Raw genomic sequence first — 20,399 nt, 5'->3', positions numbered from 1 at the left:
CTATTAACTAAAATTTAAATGACGAACGCCATCTACATTTTTCAATGTAATTGTGTGGTGCTCATCTGGTATAAAGTTAGCAATTTTATTTGGCCATTCCATTAAACAATATTGATTAGAATATAAATATTCTTCAATCCCAAAATCTAAGGCTTCATCTTCATGATTTAGACGATAAAAATCGAAATGATAAACTTTTCCTTTATCTGTTTCATATTCATTTACAATCGAAAAAGTTGGGCTCGAAACTTCATCATTTGTTCCCAAAGCTTTTACAAACTCTTTGATAAAAGTTGTTTTTCCAGCTCCCATTTCTCCTTCGAAAGTGATTAATTTATGCTGAAGTTGATCGATTATTTTTTGAACAACTTCAGGTAATTCGTCTAAATTATTGATGATAAATTCCATTTAATTTTTTGGTGTTAAAACAACCATTGGGATAATTATTTCCTCCAACGAAATTCCACCGTGTTGGTAAGTGTTTTTGTAATAATTAACGAAATGATTGTAATTTTTTGGATACGTTAAAAATAAATTTTCTTTTGCAAAGATATACTTTGACGTAACATTAACCTTAGGTAAAAGGAATTTTTCTGGTTGCTCAACCGCCAAAACATCTTTCGGATCGTATTGCAATTGTTTCCCTAATTTATAACGCAAATTTGTACTAGCTTCTTTGTCGCCAATCACCTTCGTAGGCTCTTTTACGTAAATTGTTCCATGATCGGTTGTTACAATAATTTTCATTTTTTCTTGCGCCGCTTTTTTCACAATTTCCATTAAATATGAATTCTCAAACCAATGTTTTGTGATCGAACGATACGTTTTATCATCACGAATAATTTCTCCAACAATTTTGTTGTCTGTTTTCGCATGCGAAAGAATATCGATAAAGTTGTAGACAATTACATTTAGATTATTCTTTTTGTAATTATTAAAATCATCTGCAATTTTTTTCTCGAAATCAGAATTTAAAATTTTAAAATAATTATACGATAAATCGCCAAAACCAAGACGTTTTAATTGTTCTCCTAACAATTCTTTTTCGTACATATTTTTATTTCCTTCATCGGTATCATTCAACCAATATTCAGGATATTTTTTCTCAATTTCCAACGGCATTAAACCCGAAAAGAACGCATTTCTAGCATATTGCGTTGCCGAAGGTAAAATACTATAATATAAATTTTCGGCTTCTGAATTATAATAACGATTGAAAATTGGCTCAATAACTTTCCATTGATCGTAGCGTAAATTATCCACCATAATCAATAAAACATTTTTATCTTTTCCAAGATGAGGTCGAACCAATTGATTGAAAATTGTATGTGATAAAACGGGACGATCTTCGTCGTCGTGCAACCAATCTTCGTAATTACGTTCTATAAATTTGAAGAAAGCTGCATTTGCTTCACTTTTCTGATTTTCGATGATTTGAGAAAGTGCTGTATCTTCGATATTTTCAAGTTCAAGTTCCCAAAAAACTAATTTTTTATAAATCTCTTGCCAATCTTCAAAATCGCGTGCATTCATCATATCCATTGTGATATTTCTGAATTCCTGTTGATAATTAATCACTGTTTTTTCAGAAATAATTTTCGATGCGTCCAAAATCTTTTTCAAACTCAATAAAATCTGATTTGGATTAACCGGTTTAATTAAATAATCTGCTATATGTGAGCCAATTGCATCTTCCATGATATGTTCTTCCTCACTTTTTGTGACCATAATAACAGGAAGATTTGGACGCAATTCTTTAATTTTTGGTAAAGCTTCCAATCCGCTCAAACCGGGCATATTTTCGTCGATTAAAACCGCTGCAAAGCTCTCTTTTTCTATTTCTTCTAATGCATCAGTCGCATTATTTATCATTGTTGTATCGTATCCTTTCTTCTCTAAAAAAAGCTGGTGTGGTTTCAATAAATCGATTTCATCATCAATCCATAAAATTTTTATAGCCATTTGTTATATTTTTATTTTTTATATTGATTTCTACTTTTAGAATTATTCCAAATATAGCGATTACGGAAATGTTAAAATCAAAATTGTATGTTAAACAAAATTGTAGTTTTCCCAAAATTTGCGATGATTATTTAGCATAAATAATTCCAAAAATGATTTTTATCTAAAATATTTTATAAAAACCATTCTTAATCAAAAAAGTAACGTTCTGAATGAGTAAAAATTCTTATCTTTGCCGACAAAACAGTACGTTTGAATCCATTAAACAATAATAAGTTGAAGATAGTAAATGATCCAGTTCATGGATTTATTACGATTCCAAACGAGCTTATTTATCAGATTATTCAACATCCATATTTTCAGCGACTTCGTAGAATTACGCAAACTGGATTAACAGAAATGGTTTATCCAGGAGCGAGACATTCTCGTTTTCATCACGCTTTAGGTTGTATGCATTTGATGCAAAAAGCCTTAAATATTCTCAAAAGAAAAAACGTCGACATTACTCCAGAAGAAGAAAATGGAGCTTTAATCGCGATTTTATTGCATGATTTGGGACACGGACCTTTTTCTCATTCTCTTGAACATTCTATAATTAATGGTTCGCATCACGAAGAAGTTTCGCTTCGTTTGATGGAAGAATTGAATCAAATTTTTGATAATCGATTAGCTCTAGCTATTCAAATTTTTAAAGGAAATTATCCGAAAAAGTTCTTGTCACAATTAGTTTCGAGTCAGTTGGATTGCGATCGCATGGATTATTTGAAGCGCGATAGTTTTTACACAGGAGTGGTAGAAGGAAATATCAATCCGGAACGAATTATCTCAATGATGAATGTCTCGAATGATGAGTTGGTGATAGAAGCAAAGGGAATTTCGTCGGTCGAGAAATTTTTGATGGCGCGTATGTTTATGTACATGCAAGTGTATATGCATAAGAAATCGTTTACAGCAGAGAATTTTTTGATTAGCGTTTTGAGAAGAGCGAAAGAATTGACAAAAACGGGAGAAAATCTTTTTGCAACGTTTGCTTTTAAATACTTTTTAAAAGAAAATGAAGTTGGAAGTTTATCGAAAGAAGGTTTAGAAATTTTCACACGTTTGGACGACTCGGATGTTTTATCAGCGATAAAAGAATGGCAGTTTCATGATGATTTAATTTTGAGTAAATTATCAAAAAATATCATTCAGCGTACATTACCAAAATCATATTTGATGGATACAAAATTATCCGAAGAAGAAATTTTGGTTGAAAAAAATAGAGTAGAAAATGCTTTAGGAATTGATGATGCAAGTTATTTTGTGGAACAAACAACGATAAAAATTGTTCCGTACGAAAAATCAAAAAGTCCAATAAAGGTTTTATATAAAAATGGTGAGGTAAAAGAAATTTCGAGTTCAGAAAAAAGTTTGTTAACGCAATTTTTGCAACAAGAAATTACAAAATATCATTACCATAGCGTTTAAATATCGATTTGAAGAATTTGACAAAAAAGTTAAATAACTTAAATAATCATTTTATAAATTTAAGAATAATTATTAGTTTTGCAGACTATGAAATTTAAAGCTGCAGAGATTGCGCAATTATTGCAAGGAACCGTAACAGGTGATGCAAATGTAGAGGTTTCCACATTATCGAAGATAGAGGAAGGAAAAGAAGGTTCGATTTCGTTTTTGGCTAATCCGAAATACGAGCATTTTATCTATACAACAAACGCTTCTATTGTGATTGTGAGTAAGGATTTTGTGGCAACAGATTCTATTTCGTCTACATTGATTGTGGTTGAAGATGCATATCAAGCCTTTACAAAGCTGTTGCAGTATTACAATACGATAAAAAATAATAAAGTTGGAATAGAAGAATATACGAAAGTAAATTCTACTGCGCAACTAGGAGATAATGTATATGTTGGAAGTTTTTCTTATATTGGAGCTAATGTTTCGATTGGGAATAATGTAAAAATATATCCAAATGTAACGATTGGCGATCATGCTAAGATTGGTGATAATACCGTTTTACATTCAGGCGTACAAGTGTATGAAGAGTGTGAAATTGGTCAAAATTGTATCATTCATTCTAATGTTGTGATTGGTGCTGATGGTTTCGGTTTTGCGCCAAATCCAGATGGTTCTTTCGAAAAAATTCCTCAAATAGGAAATGTTTTGATTGAAGATAATGTCGAAATTGGAGCAGGATCAACAATAGATAGAGCAACAATGGGATCTACAATTATTCGTAAAGGAGTAAAATTAGATAACCAAATTCAAATTGCTCACAACGTTCAAATTGGAGAGAATACTGTTATTGCTTCGCAAAGTGGAGTAGCAGGATCTACAAAAATTGGACGTAATTGTATGATTGGAGGTCAAGTTGGTATCGCAGGTCATTTGACAATCGGAGATTTTGTACAAGTACAAGCTCAGAGTGGTATTAATGGTGATGTAGAAAGTAAAACGCAATTGTATGGTTCGCCAGCAATCGAAGCGTCAAGCTTTAGAAAATCGTATGTACATTTTAGAAAGTTTCCAGAAATTGTGAAACGAATCGATAAATTAGAAAAAGAGAACAAACAAAAGTAAAAGTTAATGTCTGATAAACAAAAAACTTTAGCGAATGAAGCCGTTCTAAAAGGTGTTGGCTTACATACAGGTAAATTTGTTACCTTAACATTTAGACCAGCCGAACCAGATACAGGATTTGTATTTGTTAGAACAGATTTAGAAGGTCAACCTCAAGTAGAAGCTGATGCACAGTATGTTGTGAGTACAGCCAGAGGAACAACTTTAGAGAAGAAAGGAGTTAAAGTACATACAACAGAGCACGTTTTGGCAGCTTTGGTAGGTATGGATATTGATAATTGTTACATTGAAATTGACAATGCGGAACCACCAATTATGGACGGTTCTTCTCGTTTTTTCGTTGAAGCAATAGAATCTGCTGGAATTGTAGAGCAAGATAAAGACAGAGAATATTATAGAATTAAAGAAATTGTAACGTATGTAGATCCAGAAACAGGATCAGAAATCACGGCGATTCCTGCAGATGAATACCAAGTTACAGCAATGGTAGATTTCGGAACGAAAGTTTTGGGAACTCAAAATGCAACTTTAACATCTATCAAAAACTTCAAACAAGATATCTCTCAAGCAAGAACATTTTGTTTCTTACATGAGTTAGAGCAATTGTTGGAAGCTGGTTTAGTAAAAGGTGGAGATTTAGACAATGCAATTGTTTATGTTGACAAAGAAATTACGCCAGAAACAAAAGAAAAATTATGTAAAGCGTTCAATAGAGATGATGTTTCTATTCGTCCGAATGGAATCTTGGATCACTTGACTTTACACTATCCAAATGAAGCTGCACGTCACAAATTATTAGATGTTGTGGGAGATTTGGCTTTAGTAGGTAAAAAATTGAAGGCTAAAATTATTGCAACAAAGCCTGGACATCATACCAATACAAATTTTGCAAAGAAATTAAGCAAACAAATTAAATTAGCGCAACGCAATAAAGTGCCAGAATTTGATTTGACAGCAGAACCAGTTTATGATATTAATGATATCATGAAGTTATTACCACATCGTCCACCATTCTTATTGATTGACAAGGTAATTTCTAAAAGTGCAACAGGTTTAATCGGCGTGAAAAATGTAACGATGAACGAGCCTTTCTTTGTTGGACATTTTCCTAAAGAACCTGTTATGCCAGGTGTATTGCAAATTGAAGCAATGGCACAATTAGGAGGGTTATTGATTTTAGGAGAATTAGAAAATCCTCAAGATTATTCAACTTATTTCATGAAAATTGAAAGTGCTAAATTTAAACGCAAAATTATTCCAGGTGATACATTGGTGTTTAAATTAGAGTTGGTTGAACCAATTAGAAGAGGAATTGTTCATATGCAAGGAATTGGATATGTAAACAATCAAATTGCTGTGGAAGCAGAAATGATGGCAGTTATTACAAAAGAATAATTAAAGAAATGGAAGTTATGAATCATCCGATGGCATATGTTCATCCAACTGCAATAATAGGTGAAAATGTTACAATCAGCCCTTTCTCTTCTGTTTACGAAGATGTAGAAATTGGTGATGGAACATGGATTGGTCCTAATGTAACAATTATGTCAGGAGCACGTATTGGAAAAAATTGTAAAATTTATCCAGGTACGGTAATTTCTGGTGAGCCTCAAGATTTGAAGTACGAAGGTGAAAAAACTTTAACATATATTGGTGACAATACAACAATTCGTGAATGCGTTACTGTAAACAAAGGAACTAATGCATTAGGTTATACTAAAATTGGTGACAATTGTTTGATTATGGCAACTGCACATATCGCGCACGATTGTGTTGTAGGAAATAATGTCGTAATCGTAAATGCGGTTGGTTTAGCAGGACATATAGAAGTTGGAGATTTCGCTTTTATTGGTGGTTATAGTGCAGTTCATCAATTTACAAAAATTGGAGAACATGCTTTTGTAGCTGGTGCGACACAAATTCGTAAAGATGTTCCTCCGTATGTTAAAGCTGCAAAAAATCCTGTTGCTTATGCGGGAGTTAATGCAATTGGATTGAGAAGAAAAGGTTTTACATCAGAAGAAATCTTCGAAATTCAAGGTATTTACAGAATTTTATATCAACAAAAAAATAACGTATCTCAGGCTGTAGAACAAATCTTAGAAAAATTCCCAGATTCACATTATCGTGAAGTGATCCTTGATTTTATCAATACAAGTGATCGTGGAATTATGAAAGGATATAGCTCGGGAGTTTAATAAAATAACAATAGAATAAATGGCGACAACTTCTGATATCAGAAAAGGTTTATGTATTATTTTTAATAATGATACGTATAAAATTATCGAATTTTTACACGTAAAACCAGGTAAAGGACCTGCTTTCGTTCGTACAAAATTAAAATCATTAACTAACGGAAAAGTATTAGACAATACATTCTCTGCTGGTCATAAAATTGAAGAAGTTCGTGTAGAAACACGTAACTACCAATATTTATATGAAGATGATAATGGTTTCCACTTCATGAATAATGATGATTTCTCTCAAGTTTATTTAAACAAAGATTTGATTGATAATTCACAATTTATGAAAGCTGGTGACGAAGTAAAAATCTTGTTCCGTGCTTCTGATGAAACAGCTTTAGCAGCTGAGTTACCAACTACAGTTGTAATGGAAATTACATACACAGAGCCAGGTCTTAAAGGTGATACAGCTACAAATGCTACAAAACCTGCAACGACAGAAACTGGTGCTGAAATCCGTGTTCCTTTATTCATCAACGAAGGTGATAAAGTAAAAATCAACACAGAAGATGGTTCTTATGTAGAACGTATTAAAGAATAATTATTCTGAAATATAGATAAAAAAAGCGACCTTTTGGTCGCTTTTTTTATTACAATTTTATTGTAACTTTTTCGCTAGAGCATGTCGTTTCTTTATCTATTTTCTTGACAAAAATTGTAGAACCTAAGAATTCATTTTTGATTGTGATAGATGATGAATCACTCCCTTTATAAACCGTTTTATTCTCTTTTGGATCGAAATTATAGATTCTATTTCCATCTTCATCCAACCATTCGAATTTATATTTCTTATCGTCAGTATTTTTTAAAGTAAGTATAATCGTTCCGTCTTTTTTATTCTGTTTGATACTAACTTTTTCAGAAAAATTAATTTTTTCTAAAACAGTAATTTGAATTGCTTTTCGTTCAGATTTTTTGTTGTTCCAATTACTTTCAACATAATAAGTCTTATTCTCAGTAATAGTTGGACTAATAATATTGCTTCCTTTTACAAATGGTTGAGTAGAATTTAGCTCATCATACCAAAAATATTCAACTTTTGCTTCTGGATTTTTCACCGTTAGTGCCTGATGTTCATTGTAACAACTTTCTTGTTTTTCACCCCATGTCAAAACTGGTGGAGTTAAACTCTCATTATTAGGTTTTGTAATTTCCCATTGCGTTGTGTACATATGATTCGCATGATTTTCTTTTCTTACTAATTGCGTTGTATCCGTCACTTCAGCTCTTAAAATATTTTTTTCTAAGTTGAATTGACCTTTGTTTAGATGAATAGAATCTAAATTTTCTGCAATCAATTTATTATTCAAAATCCATTTTACTTTCAGGGTATTTGGAACTGGTTTTACTAAATTAAGAGTAAAAGCATTCATGTTTTCTGTGTTAACAGGAGTATCAACAGCGGGTTTTGTAGAAATAATTGGATTTGTTTTTTGATGAATTACTTCAATAAATTCTTCTTGACAAACATTACAAAAAGGCGCGATTAAATATTGCATTTTACAGAATTCGTGCGGACGAAACCATTGTGCTCTTGCATCTTTTTCGCCATATGCATAAATTCCAATTCCATTTGTCCCAATCCAATTTTTCCAAGGAACATCTTGTATATTCTGTGTTTTATTTGGACCAGGAACCGTATACAACGGACCAGACCAATATTCGTCTGATAATTTTGCAAACGAATGTCCAATTTCGTGAACAGCGATATCATTACTTTTAAAATTAACTGTTGTCGTCGCAAATTCTCCTCCAGAACCACCATAAAAAGGAGAATTAACAAGAATTACAACTTGACTATAATTGGGAATATTATCTTTCAGAACTTGTAATACCTTTTCATTTTTCGTTGGAACAACTAAACGATGAATTCCAGAAATATCAAAACTACTTCCGAAAATTGTATTTGGATTAGTTTTCGGAACTTCATATTTCTTTACAAATTTATTATAACGTTCAGGTAACTGATCCCAATCTACTTTTTCTGTGGGACATTCTTTGGTAGAATATGGGTGAATTGCACCAGATTCCTCAGAAATACTATTTATAACAAATACATTAAAATAATTGATATATTGACTTAATGGTTCCGTTTTGAAAAAATAGTCTGTAAATCGTTTTGCATCTTCTTTATAATATTTTAATTCGTCTTTTGTATAACCATCTGCTAAAACAACAAGGTTGATAATGTTTTTATCACTTCCCTGATATTGTAAGGTATCAATTTCGAATTTTTGTGCTGATAGAGTTGAAACTGTAAATAGAGTGGTGGCTAGAAAAAATAATCTTGTTCTCATAGTTGTATTTTGAAAAAATAATACGCAATATAGTAAGATAGATTTTTTTAATGAAATTTTGATTTTAAATATTTATTATCGGATAGGAGTTCTTAAATCATTATAAAACTGAAGAATATATTGTATTTTTAACACAAGAAATAATCTTGAACCAACTATGAAAATCAAAACCAAAAAGTTTCTGAAAAAATCTTTTTATACTTTACTTATTTTAGGAATTGGAAGTCTTTTGTTCACAGCTTTTGCAAATTATAAAATAGAAAACTCAACGGAAGAATTTGTCACAGATAAATTAGAGATTTTACCTAAAACCAAAGTTGCGATTGTATTGGGAACAGCGCCAAATTTGGTGAGTGGTTATCAAAATTATTACTTTACGTATCGTATAGAAGCTGCAACAGAATTGTATCAATCAGGAAAAGTAACGTACTTTATTTTGAGTGGAGATCATGGTCGAAAAAACTACAACGAACCTGAAGCAATGAAACAAGCCTTAATAAAAAATGGAGTTCCAGAAAATGTGATTTATTTGGATTATGCAGGTTTTAGAACATTAGATTCTATGATTCGTGCAAAGGAAATTTTTAGTCAGAATGAATTTATTGTAGTTTCCCAAGAGTTTCACAATCAACGAGCAGTTTATATTGCACGTCAAAACGGAATTAATGCGTATGGTTACAGTGCAAAAGATGTCAATAAACATGCTGGATTAAAAACAAATATCCGCGAGTATTTTGCTCGAACGAAAGTTTTTATTGATAGCTTTTTTGGTGTTCAACCAAAGTTTTTAGGAGAGAAAATTGAGATAATTTAATTTTTATTCAATGAATAAAGATATAAAGCAAATAATGAGTAAAATGCTTCTAATTCAATCTTCTGATTGCATTTTTATTTATGGTAAACACAATTTTAAAATAAATAATGAATTAGATTTTACTTTTGATTTTGAAGAATTAGTAGAGTTAAATATTGTAAAAAATAATATTGAGAAGAATCTTTTTACTTCCATCATTAGTCATTGTAAAGGAATTATTAAAAATAATTTTATTGTTGATTTGACTAGTTACAGAAACGCTGAGAATTTATATGTGTATTTAAAGGAAACATCCGAGTATTATGTTATCATTTCAATCGGAGAATACCAACCTAGTTTATATAGAATTTATATAGAAGGTGTCTTTTTGAAAATGTTTTAGGAAAATTATTTGAATTAAAAAGAGAAACCAAACTAATGATTTCTCTTTAATATTTTTTACTTCAAACTACTAAAATATCCTCTCAAAATAGCATCGTTAGCAGAATTTCGTGTATCAATTTCTAAAATCTTCGGGCGATTACTTTCTGCATAAAAATCTTCAAAAGTATTTTCTAAATCAGTTAAATTTGAAACAACTTGGTATTCAAAACCATACATTTTAGCTAAATGTTCGGCAGTGAAATGATGTTTTGTTTCAAAATAATCTTCAACAACATCTGTTTCAGATGGGCCAGGAATAAATTTGAAAATATTTCCTCCGCCATTATTGATCAAAATAATTCTGAAATTATTCGGCATGTTTACATTCCATAACGCATTCGAATCATAGAAAAACGAAATATCTCCCGTAATCATCACCGTATTTTGACCAAAAGCGATGCAAGCCCCAATCGCTGTAGATGTAGAGCCATCAATTCCACTTGTTCCGCGGTTACAAAAAACAGGATTCGAATTGTTGTGATCATACAATAATCCGTAACGAATAATGGTTGAATTTCCGTACTGAATTTGCCAATTTTCAGGATAATTTCTAATAATGGAATCAAATGCTTTCAAATCACAAAATGGAATCATATTGATGTAATTTTTGTGTTTGATATTATTCGCTTCTCGTATCGAATTCCATGTGTTGTAATATTCTGATTCTTTTGGATTAACAAACGGAACAAATTGTTCTAGAAACAATTCAGGTTTCGTCTCAATTTTATCTGTTAATGCTTGGAAAGTGTCTGGTTGCCAATATTCATCTAAATGCCAATGTTGCGTTGGCTTTTGATCACGTAAGAATTTTTTAATCTTTTTGGAAACGACATTTTGCCCAATTGTCAATAAAATATCAGGTTTCAACGCTTCTAATTCTTCTTCCGAATAAGGGAAAATAACTTGATCTATTTTATTGAAAAATCGTTCATCATGAATATTTGATGTTACTTCTGTTAACACAACAACCGAATCATCTTGCGCCAATTGTTTTACAAAATGATCAAATTTGGCATCAGGATGATGTAATCCGACCAAAATCATTTTACGCGTCGAAGCATTCCAACGTTTCATCAAATCAATTACATCAATTTCTGGATAATCTTTTGCAGGAATTGTAATTGTATCAATTTCAATATCTGGTGTTGTTACAGATTCGTACAAAGGCTCAGAAAAAGGCATATTGATATGAATTGGCGCAGATTTGTGCATACAATCAATCAACGCATATTTCGTCAACAACATATTTCGCGTTAAATCATCCGTTTCTTCACTTTCGGAAAGTTGTACATTATGAACTGAATGTTTCTCAAAAATATCTTTTTGGCGAATGGTTTGTCCATCAAAATTATCAACCAAATGCTCGGGACGATCTGCAGAAAGCACGATTACAGGAACATTTTGAAAAAAAGCTTCCGTAATTGCTGGGTAATAATTTGCCGTTGCCGAACCAGAAGTACAACAAACAACAACAGGTTTCTGAATTTGCTGTGCCATTCCCAAAGCGACAAATCCTGCCGAACGTTCGTCGATTACACTATAAGTTTTGAAACGTTTGTCATTCGCAAATTGCATTGTTAATGCTCCGTTTCGAGATCCTGGCGATAATACGATATGATCAATTCCGAAAGCCAAAAAAGTTTCAGCAATCAATTGAACATTTAATTTATTTGATATTTTTCTCAACGTAGTTGTCTTAAATTATAAAAGGTTTTGATTAGCAAATTTACTAAACAAAACCTTTCAAAAAGTATGATATTTTTAAGAATTAAGTATGTAAACCTCCGTCTACACTCAAAACTTGTCCTGTTACATAACTTGATAAATCTGACGCTAAGAATAAACATGCATTTGCAACGTCTTCTGGTTGTCCTCCACGTTTTAATGGAATTCCATTACGCCATTCTTCAACAACTTTTTGGTCTAAAACTTCTGTCATTTCAGTTTCGATGAAACCTGGTGCAATTGCATTACAACGAATATTACGAGAACCTAATTCTAATGCAACAGATTTAGAGAAACCAATTAAACCAGCTTTAGATGCTGCATAATTTGCTTGCCCAGCATTTCCTTTGATTCCAACAATAGAAGACATGTTCACGATAGATCCAGAACGTTGTTTCATCATTGGTTTGATCACTGCTTTTGTTAAGTTGAAAGCCGAATTTAAGTTTGTTTGAATTACTTTTTCGAAATCTTCTGCAGACATTCTCATCAACAAATTATCTTTTGTAATTCCAGCATTATTAATTACAATATCAACTTGACCAAACTCAGCAATTACATCTTCCACTAATTTTTGAGCAGCTTCGTAATCAGAAGCATCAGATTGATATCCTTTTACTTTACCGAATTGTCCCAATTCTTCTTCCAAAGCTTTTGCTTTTTCTACAGAAGAAGCATAAGTAAAGGCAACGTTAGCGCCATTTTTCACAAAAACTTCAGCAATACTTTTTCCAATACCGCGAGTTGCGCCTGTAACGATTGCTGTTTTACCTTGCAATAAATTCATGTTTATAGGTATTATATATTGCTTCAAAAATACGATTTTTTGTGAGAGTTAAAAATGTAAAAAAATACTTTATCAATTTTATTTAACATTTTATGGTATTATAATTGAAAATATTGATTGTTATAACCAAATTAAAAATATAAAAACATGAAGAATCTATTGAAATTTTTAGCGGTAACATTTTTTGCCTTATTTGTATTTACGGCTTGTAGCGATGATGATGATCCAGCAAACAATGATTTCTTTGCAGGAACTTATAAAGGAAAAATAAGTTATGTTGATGGAAATAATACTCTTTCTGCTGATAATGGAAGTGTATTTGTAACTAAAATTGCAAGTGGAACAAAGTATAATTTTGCTTTTTCTGATAAAATTCCAGATTTGAACGGAGTTGAGTTCGAGAAAAAAGGAGACAATACTTTAGTAAGTGTTGGGGCAACAGAATTATCTTACATTAGAATTGATAATTCAAAATTAACTATTCTTTATACAAAAGATGGTAAAACTTGGACTGCGAATGCAACAAGATAATTTTTAGGAATAATAATAAAAGACGTTCAGTTGTGAGCGTCTTTTTTTTGTACAATATTTTGAGTTGAAAATAGTTAAATATAAAATGATGTTTTATGAGAACGATTGTATGTTTTGCTTCTTTATTAATGCTGATATTTTCTTGTAATAATGAAGATGATGGTCTGAATACTATTTATAAAGAAAAATATGAAAGACGATTTATAATTTTTCAAGATTCTTTAGGAGGAATTGTTCAAGATAGTGTAGTAGTGCAAGTTTCTCAATCTAAGAATTTATATAAATTTGATTTTATCACATCTCAAAAAATTGATCCGATAGAAAATATTCAAATGGAAATGACAGGAAGCAATTCGTTACGAAATGTGGGATGGACACCGACAAAACTGATTATGCTTTCTAGAGATAGTATCAATATTTCTTACAAAGATGGAAAACGATATTGGTTAGTCAATTCGATTAGTGAAAATTAATCATAAAAAAATCCACTCAATATTGAGTGGATTTTTTAGTATGATTTAAAATTTCAGATTATGATCCGAAAGCTGTTTTAATTTGATCTACGAAGTCTAATTTTTCCCAAGTGAATAATTCAACTTCAACTTCAACAACATCCTGTCCATTAGCAGATTCAAAGCGTTTTGAAACTATTTTTGGTTCTCTACCTAAGTGTCCGTAAGATGCAGTTTCTTTGTAAATTGGGTTTCTTAATTTTAATCTTTGTTCGATAGCGAAAGGCTTCATATCAAAGATTTCAGAAACTTTTGTAGAAATTTCTCCTTCAGTTAACTCAACTTTTTGAGTTCCGAAAGTATTTACTAATAAAGAAACTGGAGCAGCAACACCAATTGCATAAGAAACTTGTACTAAAACTTCGTCAGCAACACCAGCTGCAACCAAGTTTTTAGCAATATGACGCGCAGCATAAGCAGCAGAACGGTCAACTTTTGATGGATCTTTTCCTGAGAAAGCACCACCACCGTGAGCACCTTTACCACCATAAGTATCTACAATAATTTTACGACCAGTCAAACCTGTATCTCCGTGAGGTCCTCCAATAACGAATTTCCCTGTAGGATTGATATGATAAGTAATACTATCTGTAAATAAATCGCGTAAATGAACAGGTAATTGCGCTTTTACACGTGGAATTAAAATACTTACTAAGTCATTTGTAATTTTATCTCTCATTGCTTCTTCGTTTGCGAAGTCATCATGTTGAGTAGAAATTACAATAGTATCGATACGAACAGGTTTGTTGTCATTATCATATTCAATTGTTACTTGAGATTTAGCATCAGGACGTAAATATGGTAACAAATCTTTTTCGTATTTACGGATATGCGCTAATTCTTTCAATAATCTGTGCGATAAATCTAACGCCAAAGGCATATAGTTTTCAGTTTCGCTTGTAGCATAACCAAACATCATTCCTTGGTCACCAGCACCTTGCTCTTCGTCAGATTGTCTGTCTACACCTTGGTTAATATCTGGAGATTGTTCGTGAATTGCAGATAAAATTCCACAAGAATTTGCATCGAACATATATTCACTTTTCGTGTAACCAATTTCAGCAATTGTTTCTCTTGCTACACGTTGTAAATCAATGTAAGAATTAGATTTTACTTCACCTGCTAAAACAACTTGTCCAGTCGTTACTAAAGTTTCACAAGCTACTTTACTTTTTGCATCAAATGCTAAAAAGTGGTCAAGAATTGAATCAGAAATTTGATCGGCAATTTTATCTGGATGCCCCTCAGAAACTGATTCTGACGTAAATAAATATGACATTTCTATACTTTTTTTTAAAATGATAGAGGGAAGGAGAAAACTGAAGTCCTGTTTTAGCAATTGTTTTATGAGGTTGCAATCAGTCAAATCTTTCCTCTCGATTTTTCGAGCTCAAATATACAATGAATAATATGAATAATGAAAGATATTTAACATTTATTAGTATATAAAAATTATAGAGTTTAACTTTTTATCTTTTTTAGAATAGAACAAAAAACGGTGTGTTTTAATAAATTATAAATATATTTTCTGTAAATGAGTAATTTTTTTAATCTATATAGATAATTATTCAAAATAATGTTGTTACTTTAGAAAAAAATTAATTGAAATGAAATTTGACACTCTCGATCAACAGCTGCTAATGTATCTACAAGAAAACAGTAAAATTACCTATAAAGAATTATCTGATAAGTTAAATTTATCGTCAACCGCAATTCATGAAAGAATCAAGAAATTAGAAAAGTCAGGAATTATTTCTAAATATGTTGCGCTTGTAAATAGAAGATTAATTAACAGAGAGCTTTTGGTATTTAGCCATATTAAGTTACAACAACATTCTGCTGATAACATCAAGATTTTCGAAAACGAAATTGTGAATTTAAAAGAAGTTCAGGCGAGTTATCATGTAAGTGGTGATTACGATTACATTATCAAAATGTCTTTCGAAAATATGGACGAATACAGAGATTTTATGGTAAATAAACTAACAACAATAAAGGTAATTGGTAGTACTCACAGTACTTTTGTTATTGGTGATGTAAAAGATGATACCGCTTTCCAATTGGTATAAAAATATAAGAATGGTTCTGATAAATTAGAATTTTTTTTGATTGAATAAGTAAAAATAGAGAAGACATGAGCAAGGAAATAGCAGTTTTAGGAGCTGGTTGTTTTTGGTGTGTGGAAGGAATTTTTAATTCGATAAATGGAGTAGAACAAGCTATCTCTGGATTTGCAGGAGGTAATGTAGAAAATCCTACTTATCGTCAGGTTTGTGATACAGATACAAATCATGCGGAAGTTGTTGAAATTACTTTTGACAATGAAGTGATTTCGTACAAAGAATTATTAGAAATTTTTTGGAATATACATAATCCAACACAGTTAAATAGACAAGGAAACGATGTTGGTACACAATATCGTTCGAGTATTTTTTACACATCAGAAGAACAAAAAAAGCAAGCGGAAGAATCGTTAAAAGAGTTTGATAACGGAACTTTGTATGAAGATAAATTCGTTACAACAATAGAGCCTTTAGATAAATTTTGGCCAGCCGAAGATTATCATCAAGGTTATTACAATGAAAATCCAGATCAGCCATATTGTTCGGCAGTTGTTGGACCAAAAATTGCAAAATTTAAATCTAAATTCAAACAGATTTTAAAATAAGAAAAGCGACCAATTGGTCGCTTTCATTTTATTTTCCTTTTTTACGTGCTTTCGCTTTCTGTTTTTGCTGACCACGGTTTTTAGGTTTAGATTTTGGTGGTTTACGTTTTGTAGGACCACCTAAATTCACCTTTTTATTTTTATCTTTTTTCTCGTGAAATGCTGCACCACGTTCTTCAATTTTTACAGTTGTAAGTTGTTTCATTTTTACAACATCTTTCTCAAATTCACGTTTTACAGGATTTATTTTTACGTCCTCTTCAGGAAAAGGAAGTTCGTTAATCTCTTTATCCATCAATGCTTCAATAGCATCTAAACGTTCAATTTCCTTTTCAGAAAAATAAGAAATCGCTTCTCCTTTTTTATCCGCACGTCCTGTACGCCCAATTCGGTGAATATATTGTTCTGGAATTTCTGGAATTTCGAAATTGATAACATGCGTAACATCAGGAATATCCAAACCACGAGCCATAATATCTGTCGTGATAATTCCTCGGTATTCATCTCTGGTAAAGGCTTCCATTGTTCTCAAACGATAATTTTGAGATTTGTTAGAATGAATTACTCCAAATTCATCTGGATAAATTTCATCTAAATGATTAAAGATTAAATCAGCATGTTTTTTATTGTTTGCGAAAATTAAAACTTTCTCAAATTTTGCTTTGTCTCCTAATTGATGAACAATTAAATTCAATTTTGTATTGAAATTCTCAACTGGAATAGCCAATTGAGTGATTTTTTCTAATGGTGTTCCTGAACGAGCTAAGGAAATTTCAATAGGATTTTTGAAATATTCGTGTAACATATCATCTACTTGATCTGTCATCGTAGCAGAAAATAAAATGTTTTGACGTTTTTCGCTCATCATTGTAAATAAATGAATCAGTTGCGGACGAAAACCTAAACTCAACATTTCGTCAAATTCGTCAACCACTAATTTCTTCATTTCTTTGAATGATAATACATTGTCTATCGCCAAATCTAAAACACGACCTGGTGTTCCAACCAAAATATCAACGCCTTCATACACCAATAATTTTTGAGTATTGATGTTTACACCACCATAAATTCCTAAAACACGAACATTGATAAACTCTGTTAATTGCTCTAAAATATCGGTAACCTGAACAACTAATTCGCGTGTCGGAACCAAAATAACAATCTTTGGTTGATTCGTTTTAGAGTATTGATAAGTATTCAACAAGGGTAATAAGTAAGCCATTGTTTTACCTGTACCTGTTTGGGCAATTCCCATTATATCTCGTCCAGAAAGAATCGGTTTGAATGATTTTTCTTGAATTGGAGTTGGGGTTGTGATATTCAACTTTTCTAAAGCCGAACTCAATTGTTTTGTTAATTCGAAATCCGCGAATGTAGCTTTCATTTTGCAAAGATAAGTTTTCTTGATGACTTCTTAAAAACTCAATGTGCAATCCGTTCAAATTCGTTGAAACTTCGTACTTTTGCATTTCGATTAAGTAAAAAGGAATAAAAATGAGTTTAAAACAATACATCACGCAGAATGTTTTAGAAGCGATTCAAAACGTTTATCAAATTAACCCTGAATCTGTTGAAATTCAGTTTACAAGGAAAGAGTTTGAAGGTGATTATACATTGGTTGTTTTCCCATTAATCAGAACTTTGAAAGGTAAACCAGAAGAAATCGGTGCTAAAATCGGTGAAAATTTGGTTGAAAATAATAAAATTACAGCGTTTAATGTTGTAAAAGGTTTCTTGAATATGAGTTTAAGTTCAGTAGAATTTTTAGAAAATTTTACTCAAAATGCTCAAAATTCAACTTTTGGAATTACAAAAGTTGATGAAAATTCGAGAACGGTAATGGTAGAATATTCATCGCCAAATACAAACAAACCTTTGCATTTAGGACATGTCCGTAATAATTTGTTAGGATTTTCGGTTTCTCAAATCATTGAAGCAGCAGGAAATAATGTGATTAAAACACAAATTATTAATGATCGTGGGATTCACATTTGTAAATCTATGATTGCTTGGGAAAAATTTGGAAATGGTGAAACACCAGAATCTGCAAATATGAAAGGCGACCATTTGGTTGGAAAATATTATGTGGAATTTGACAAACATTATCGTCAAGAAATCAAAGAATTAGAAGCGCAAGGAAAAACGGAAGACGAAGCGAAAAAAGAAGCTCCAATTTTCTTAGAAGCACAAGAAATGCTGCGTCAATGGGAAGCACATGAACCAAAAGTTATTGAGCTTTGGCAAAAAATGAACGGTTGGGTGTATGATGGTTTCGCTAAAACGTACAAACGTCTTGGTGTTGCTTTTGACGAATATTTATACGAATCGAATACCTACATTTTAGGAAAAGATATTGTTGAAGATGGTTTAAACAAAGGTGTTTTCTACAAAAGAGAAGATGGTTCTGTTTGGATTGATTTGACTGCAGAAGGTTTGGATGAAAAATTAGTTTTACGTTCAGACGGAACTTCGGTTTATATCACGCAAGATTTGGGAACAGCTGTAGAGCGTTTCAAAAATAATCCGACGTTAGAAGAATTGACGTATGTTGTAGGAAATGAGCAAGATTATCACTTCAAAGTTTTATTCTTAATCTTGAAAAAATTAGGTTATTCTTGGGCTGATGCTTTACATCACTTGTCTTACGGAATGGTTGATTTACCAAACGGAAAAATGAAATCTCGTGAAGGAACTGTTGTAGATGCAGATGATTTGATGCAAGAAGTTTATAATACAGCAAAAGAGATTTCTGAAGAATTAGGAAAATTAGACGGAATGTCTGATGATGAGAAAGCTGAATTGTACGAAACAATTGCAATGGGTGCTTTGAAATATTACATTTTGAAAGTAGATCCTAAGAAACGTATTTTATTCGATCCGAAAGAATCTGTAGATTTTAATGGAAATACAGGACCATTTATTCAATATACTTTTGCGCGTATTCAGTCTTTATTGAGAAAAGAATCTCCAAAAGAATTTGATGCAAATGCAATAGAATTGAATGATGCTGAAAAAGAAATTGTTCGTGCACTATACGATTTCGAAGATACAATAGAAAAAGCGGCGACAGAAATGAGCCCAGCTTTGATTGCTAATTACGTATATGAGTTGGTGAAATTATTTAATTCATTCTACCAAAACAATCCAATCTTGAAAAATGAAGATGAAAATGTGAAAAACTTCCGTTTATATCTGTCTCAATGGGTTGCAAATACGATTCAGAATTCGTTACGTTTATTAGGAATTGGTGTTCCTGAAAGAATGTAATCGACTTATAAAAAAAATAAAATGCCTCATCAATTTGGTGAGGTATTTTTTTAACTTTACAATATGAAAATAGGAGATTTACTGAAACAAAAAGATCCTCACGATAAATTTAATTTGAAACGATTTCACGATGCGCAAAGTTTTGTGTACGATGAAATTTTGATGGAAGTTCATGCAGGAAAAAAGCAAACGAATTGGATTGTTTTTATGTTTCCTCAATTAGTTGGATTAGGTTCGAGTGATTCGTCATTAGAGTTTGCAATTTCATCGAAAGAAGAGGCTAGAGCTTTTGTAAAAGATGAAGAACTTTGGGGAAATTATTTAGAAGTTTTATCTGTATTATTAATGAAACATAAAGGCGTAATTCCGCAATTAATTTTCGGAAAAAATGATGCAATGAAACTGAAATCAAGTTTGACATTATTCAACTTTATAGTTCCAAAAGAAAAAATTATCAAAGATGTTTTGAAGTTTTTTTATGCAGATCAAGTCGATAAAAAAACATTAAGTATATTGAAACAAATGAATAAATAAAAAAATCTCGAGCATTTGCTCGAGATTTTTTATTTAGACACTGTCCAAAATTTTGT

General features: G+C 31.5%; 20 protein-coding genes. 13 read left to right on the top strand and 7 right to left on the bottom strand.

Features of this window, described 5'->3' with window-relative positions:
- Positions 1-3: 3 nt before the first annotated feature.
- Both tsaE and B3578_RS09310 read right to left on the bottom strand, forming a co-directional pair.
- Entirely contained in the window at positions 4-408 is a 405-nt protein-coding gene (tsaE, locus tag B3578_RS09315; protein ID WP_291048086.1) for a tRNA (adenosine(37)-N6)-threonylcarbamoyltransferase complex ATPase subunit type 1 TsaE, read from the bottom strand.
- Positions 409-1,962, bottom strand: coding sequence for a bifunctional response regulator/alkaline phosphatase family protein (locus B3578_RS09310; protein WP_219035100.1), 1,554 nt, complete (start codon positions 1,960-1,962; stop codon positions 409-411).
- 276 nt (positions 1,963-2,238) lie between these two features.
- On the opposite strand from B3578_RS09310, the gene B3578_RS09305 reads away from it, so the two are divergent.
- From B3578_RS09305 to efp, 5 genes are all read left to right on the top strand, one after another.
- Entirely contained in the window at positions 2,239-3,429 is a 1,191-nt protein-coding gene (locus tag B3578_RS09305; RefSeq protein ID WP_286496217.1) for an HD domain-containing protein, read from the top strand.
- Between the two features lie 87 nt (positions 3,430-3,516).
- Positions 3,517-4,542 (top strand): UDP-3-O-(3-hydroxymyristoyl)glucosamine N-acyltransferase, encoded by a 1,026-nt coding sequence (gene lpxD / locus B3578_RS09300; protein ID WP_115001039.1) that lies wholly within the window; start codon positions 3,517-3,519, stop codon positions 4,540-4,542.
- 6 nt (positions 4,543-4,548) lie between these two features.
- Entirely contained in the window at positions 4,549-5,937 is a 1,389-nt protein-coding gene (locus B3578_RS09295) for a bifunctional UDP-3-O-[3-hydroxymyristoyl] N-acetylglucosamine deacetylase/3-hydroxyacyl-ACP dehydratase (protein ID WP_038336111.1), read from the top strand.
- 17 nt (positions 5,938-5,954) lie between these two features.
- Entirely contained in the window at positions 5,955-6,740 is a 786-nt protein-coding gene (lpxA, locus tag B3578_RS09290; protein WP_115002092.1) for an acyl-ACP--UDP-N-acetylglucosamine O-acyltransferase, read from the top strand.
- 19 nt (positions 6,741-6,759) lie between these two features.
- Positions 6,760-7,326 carry an elongation factor P gene (gene efp, locus B3578_RS09285; protein WP_038336113.1) on the top strand — a complete coding sequence of 189 codons (567 nt, stop codon included), beginning with the start codon at positions 6,760-6,762 and terminating at the stop codon, positions 7,324-7,326.
- 49 nt (positions 7,327-7,375) lie between these two features.
- On the opposite strand, the gene B3578_RS09280 is transcribed toward efp, so the two are convergent.
- Positions 7,376-9,082, bottom strand: a complete 1,707-nt coding sequence (locus B3578_RS09280; protein WP_286496220.1) for a M64 family metallopeptidase — start codon at positions 9,080-9,082, stop codon at positions 7,376-7,378.
- A 157-nt stretch (positions 9,083-9,239) separates the two neighbouring features.
- On the opposite strand from B3578_RS09280, the gene B3578_RS09275 reads away from it, so the two are divergent.
- Both B3578_RS09275 and B3578_RS09270 read left to right on the top strand, forming a co-directional pair.
- On the top strand, positions 9,240-9,896 hold the full coding sequence (locus B3578_RS09275; RefSeq protein ID WP_125349808.1) for a SanA/YdcF family protein: 657 nt from the start codon (positions 9,240-9,242) through the stop codon (positions 9,894-9,896).
- Between the two features lie 10 nt (positions 9,897-9,906).
- Positions 9,907-10,278, top strand: a complete 372-nt coding sequence (locus B3578_RS09270) for a hypothetical protein (RefSeq protein WP_291048075.1) — start codon at positions 9,907-9,909, stop codon at positions 10,276-10,278.
- Positions 10,279-10,334: 56 nt separating this feature from the next.
- Here the strand turns inward: B3578_RS09270 and menD are convergent, their stop codons facing one another.
- On the bottom strand, positions 10,335-12,005 hold the full coding sequence (gene menD / locus B3578_RS09265) for a 2-succinyl-5-enolpyruvyl-6-hydroxy-3-cyclohexene-1-carboxylic-acid synthase (RefSeq protein ID WP_280051849.1): 1,671 nt from the start codon (positions 12,003-12,005) through the stop codon (positions 10,335-10,337).
- Positions 12,006-12,087: 82 nt separating this feature from the next.
- The gene (gene fabG, locus B3578_RS09260; protein ID WP_038336119.1) at positions 12,088-12,831 is read right to left on the bottom strand and encodes a 3-oxoacyl-[acyl-carrier-protein] reductase; all 744 of its coding nucleotides are present in this window, start codon (positions 12,829-12,831) and stop codon (positions 12,088-12,090) included.
- A gap of 147 nt (positions 12,832-12,978) precedes the next feature.
- Between fabG and B3578_RS09255 the strand changes: the two genes are divergently transcribed.
- Complete coding sequence (locus B3578_RS09255) at positions 12,979-13,362, top strand: hypothetical protein (protein ID WP_221856850.1); 384 nt, start codon at positions 12,979-12,981, stop codon at positions 13,360-13,362.
- Between the two features lie 95 nt (positions 13,363-13,457).
- Positions 13,458-13,835 carry a hypothetical protein gene (locus B3578_RS09250; RefSeq protein ID WP_221856848.1) on the top strand — a complete coding sequence of 126 codons (378 nt, stop codon included), beginning with the start codon at positions 13,458-13,460 and terminating at the stop codon, positions 13,833-13,835.
- A gap of 58 nt (positions 13,836-13,893) precedes the next feature.
- On the opposite strand, the gene metK is transcribed toward B3578_RS09250, so the two are convergent.
- Positions 13,894-15,153 (bottom strand): methionine adenosyltransferase, encoded by a 1,260-nt coding sequence (gene metK / locus B3578_RS09245; RefSeq protein ID WP_219035092.1) that lies wholly within the window; start codon positions 15,151-15,153, stop codon positions 13,894-13,896.
- A 328-nt stretch (positions 15,154-15,481) separates the two neighbouring features.
- On the opposite strand from metK, the gene B3578_RS09240 reads away from it, so the two are divergent.
- Together B3578_RS09240 and msrA are read left to right on the top strand one after the other, a co-directional pair.
- Complete coding sequence (locus tag B3578_RS09240; protein ID WP_115001022.1) at positions 15,482-15,943, top strand: Lrp/AsnC family transcriptional regulator; 462 nt, start codon at positions 15,482-15,484, stop codon at positions 15,941-15,943.
- Between the two features lie 65 nt (positions 15,944-16,008).
- Complete coding sequence (gene msrA, locus B3578_RS09235; protein WP_038336125.1) at positions 16,009-16,542, top strand: peptide-methionine (S)-S-oxide reductase MsrA; 534 nt, start codon at positions 16,009-16,011, stop codon at positions 16,540-16,542.
- A 28-nt stretch (positions 16,543-16,570) separates the two neighbouring features.
- On the opposite strand, the gene B3578_RS09230 is transcribed toward msrA, so the two are convergent.
- Positions 16,571-17,926: a DEAD/DEAH box helicase gene (locus B3578_RS09230; protein ID WP_125349811.1), complete on the bottom strand. Its 1,356-nt coding sequence runs from the start codon at positions 17,924-17,926 to the stop codon at positions 16,571-16,573.
- A 110-nt stretch (positions 17,927-18,036) separates the two neighbouring features.
- On the opposite strand from B3578_RS09230, the gene argS reads away from it, so the two are divergent.
- Together argS and B3578_RS09220 are read left to right on the top strand one after the other, a co-directional pair.
- Entirely contained in the window at positions 18,037-19,809 is a 1,773-nt protein-coding gene (argS, locus tag B3578_RS09225) for an arginine--tRNA ligase (RefSeq protein WP_291048063.1), read from the top strand.
- Positions 19,810-19,872: 63 nt separating this feature from the next.
- A complete protein-coding gene (locus B3578_RS09220) occupies positions 19,873-20,343 on the top strand; it encodes a DUF1810 family protein (protein WP_291048060.1) in 471 nt (156 codons plus the stop codon).
- Positions 20,344-20,399: the final 56 nt, after the last annotated feature.

The sequence above is a fragment of the Empedobacter sp. UBA1574 genome (assembly GCF_002322895.1).
Taxonomy (GTDB): domain Bacteria; phylum Bacteroidota; class Bacteroidia; order Flavobacteriales; family Weeksellaceae; genus Empedobacter; species Empedobacter falsenii_B.
This window is presented reverse-complemented; position numbering and strand designations above follow the sequence as displayed.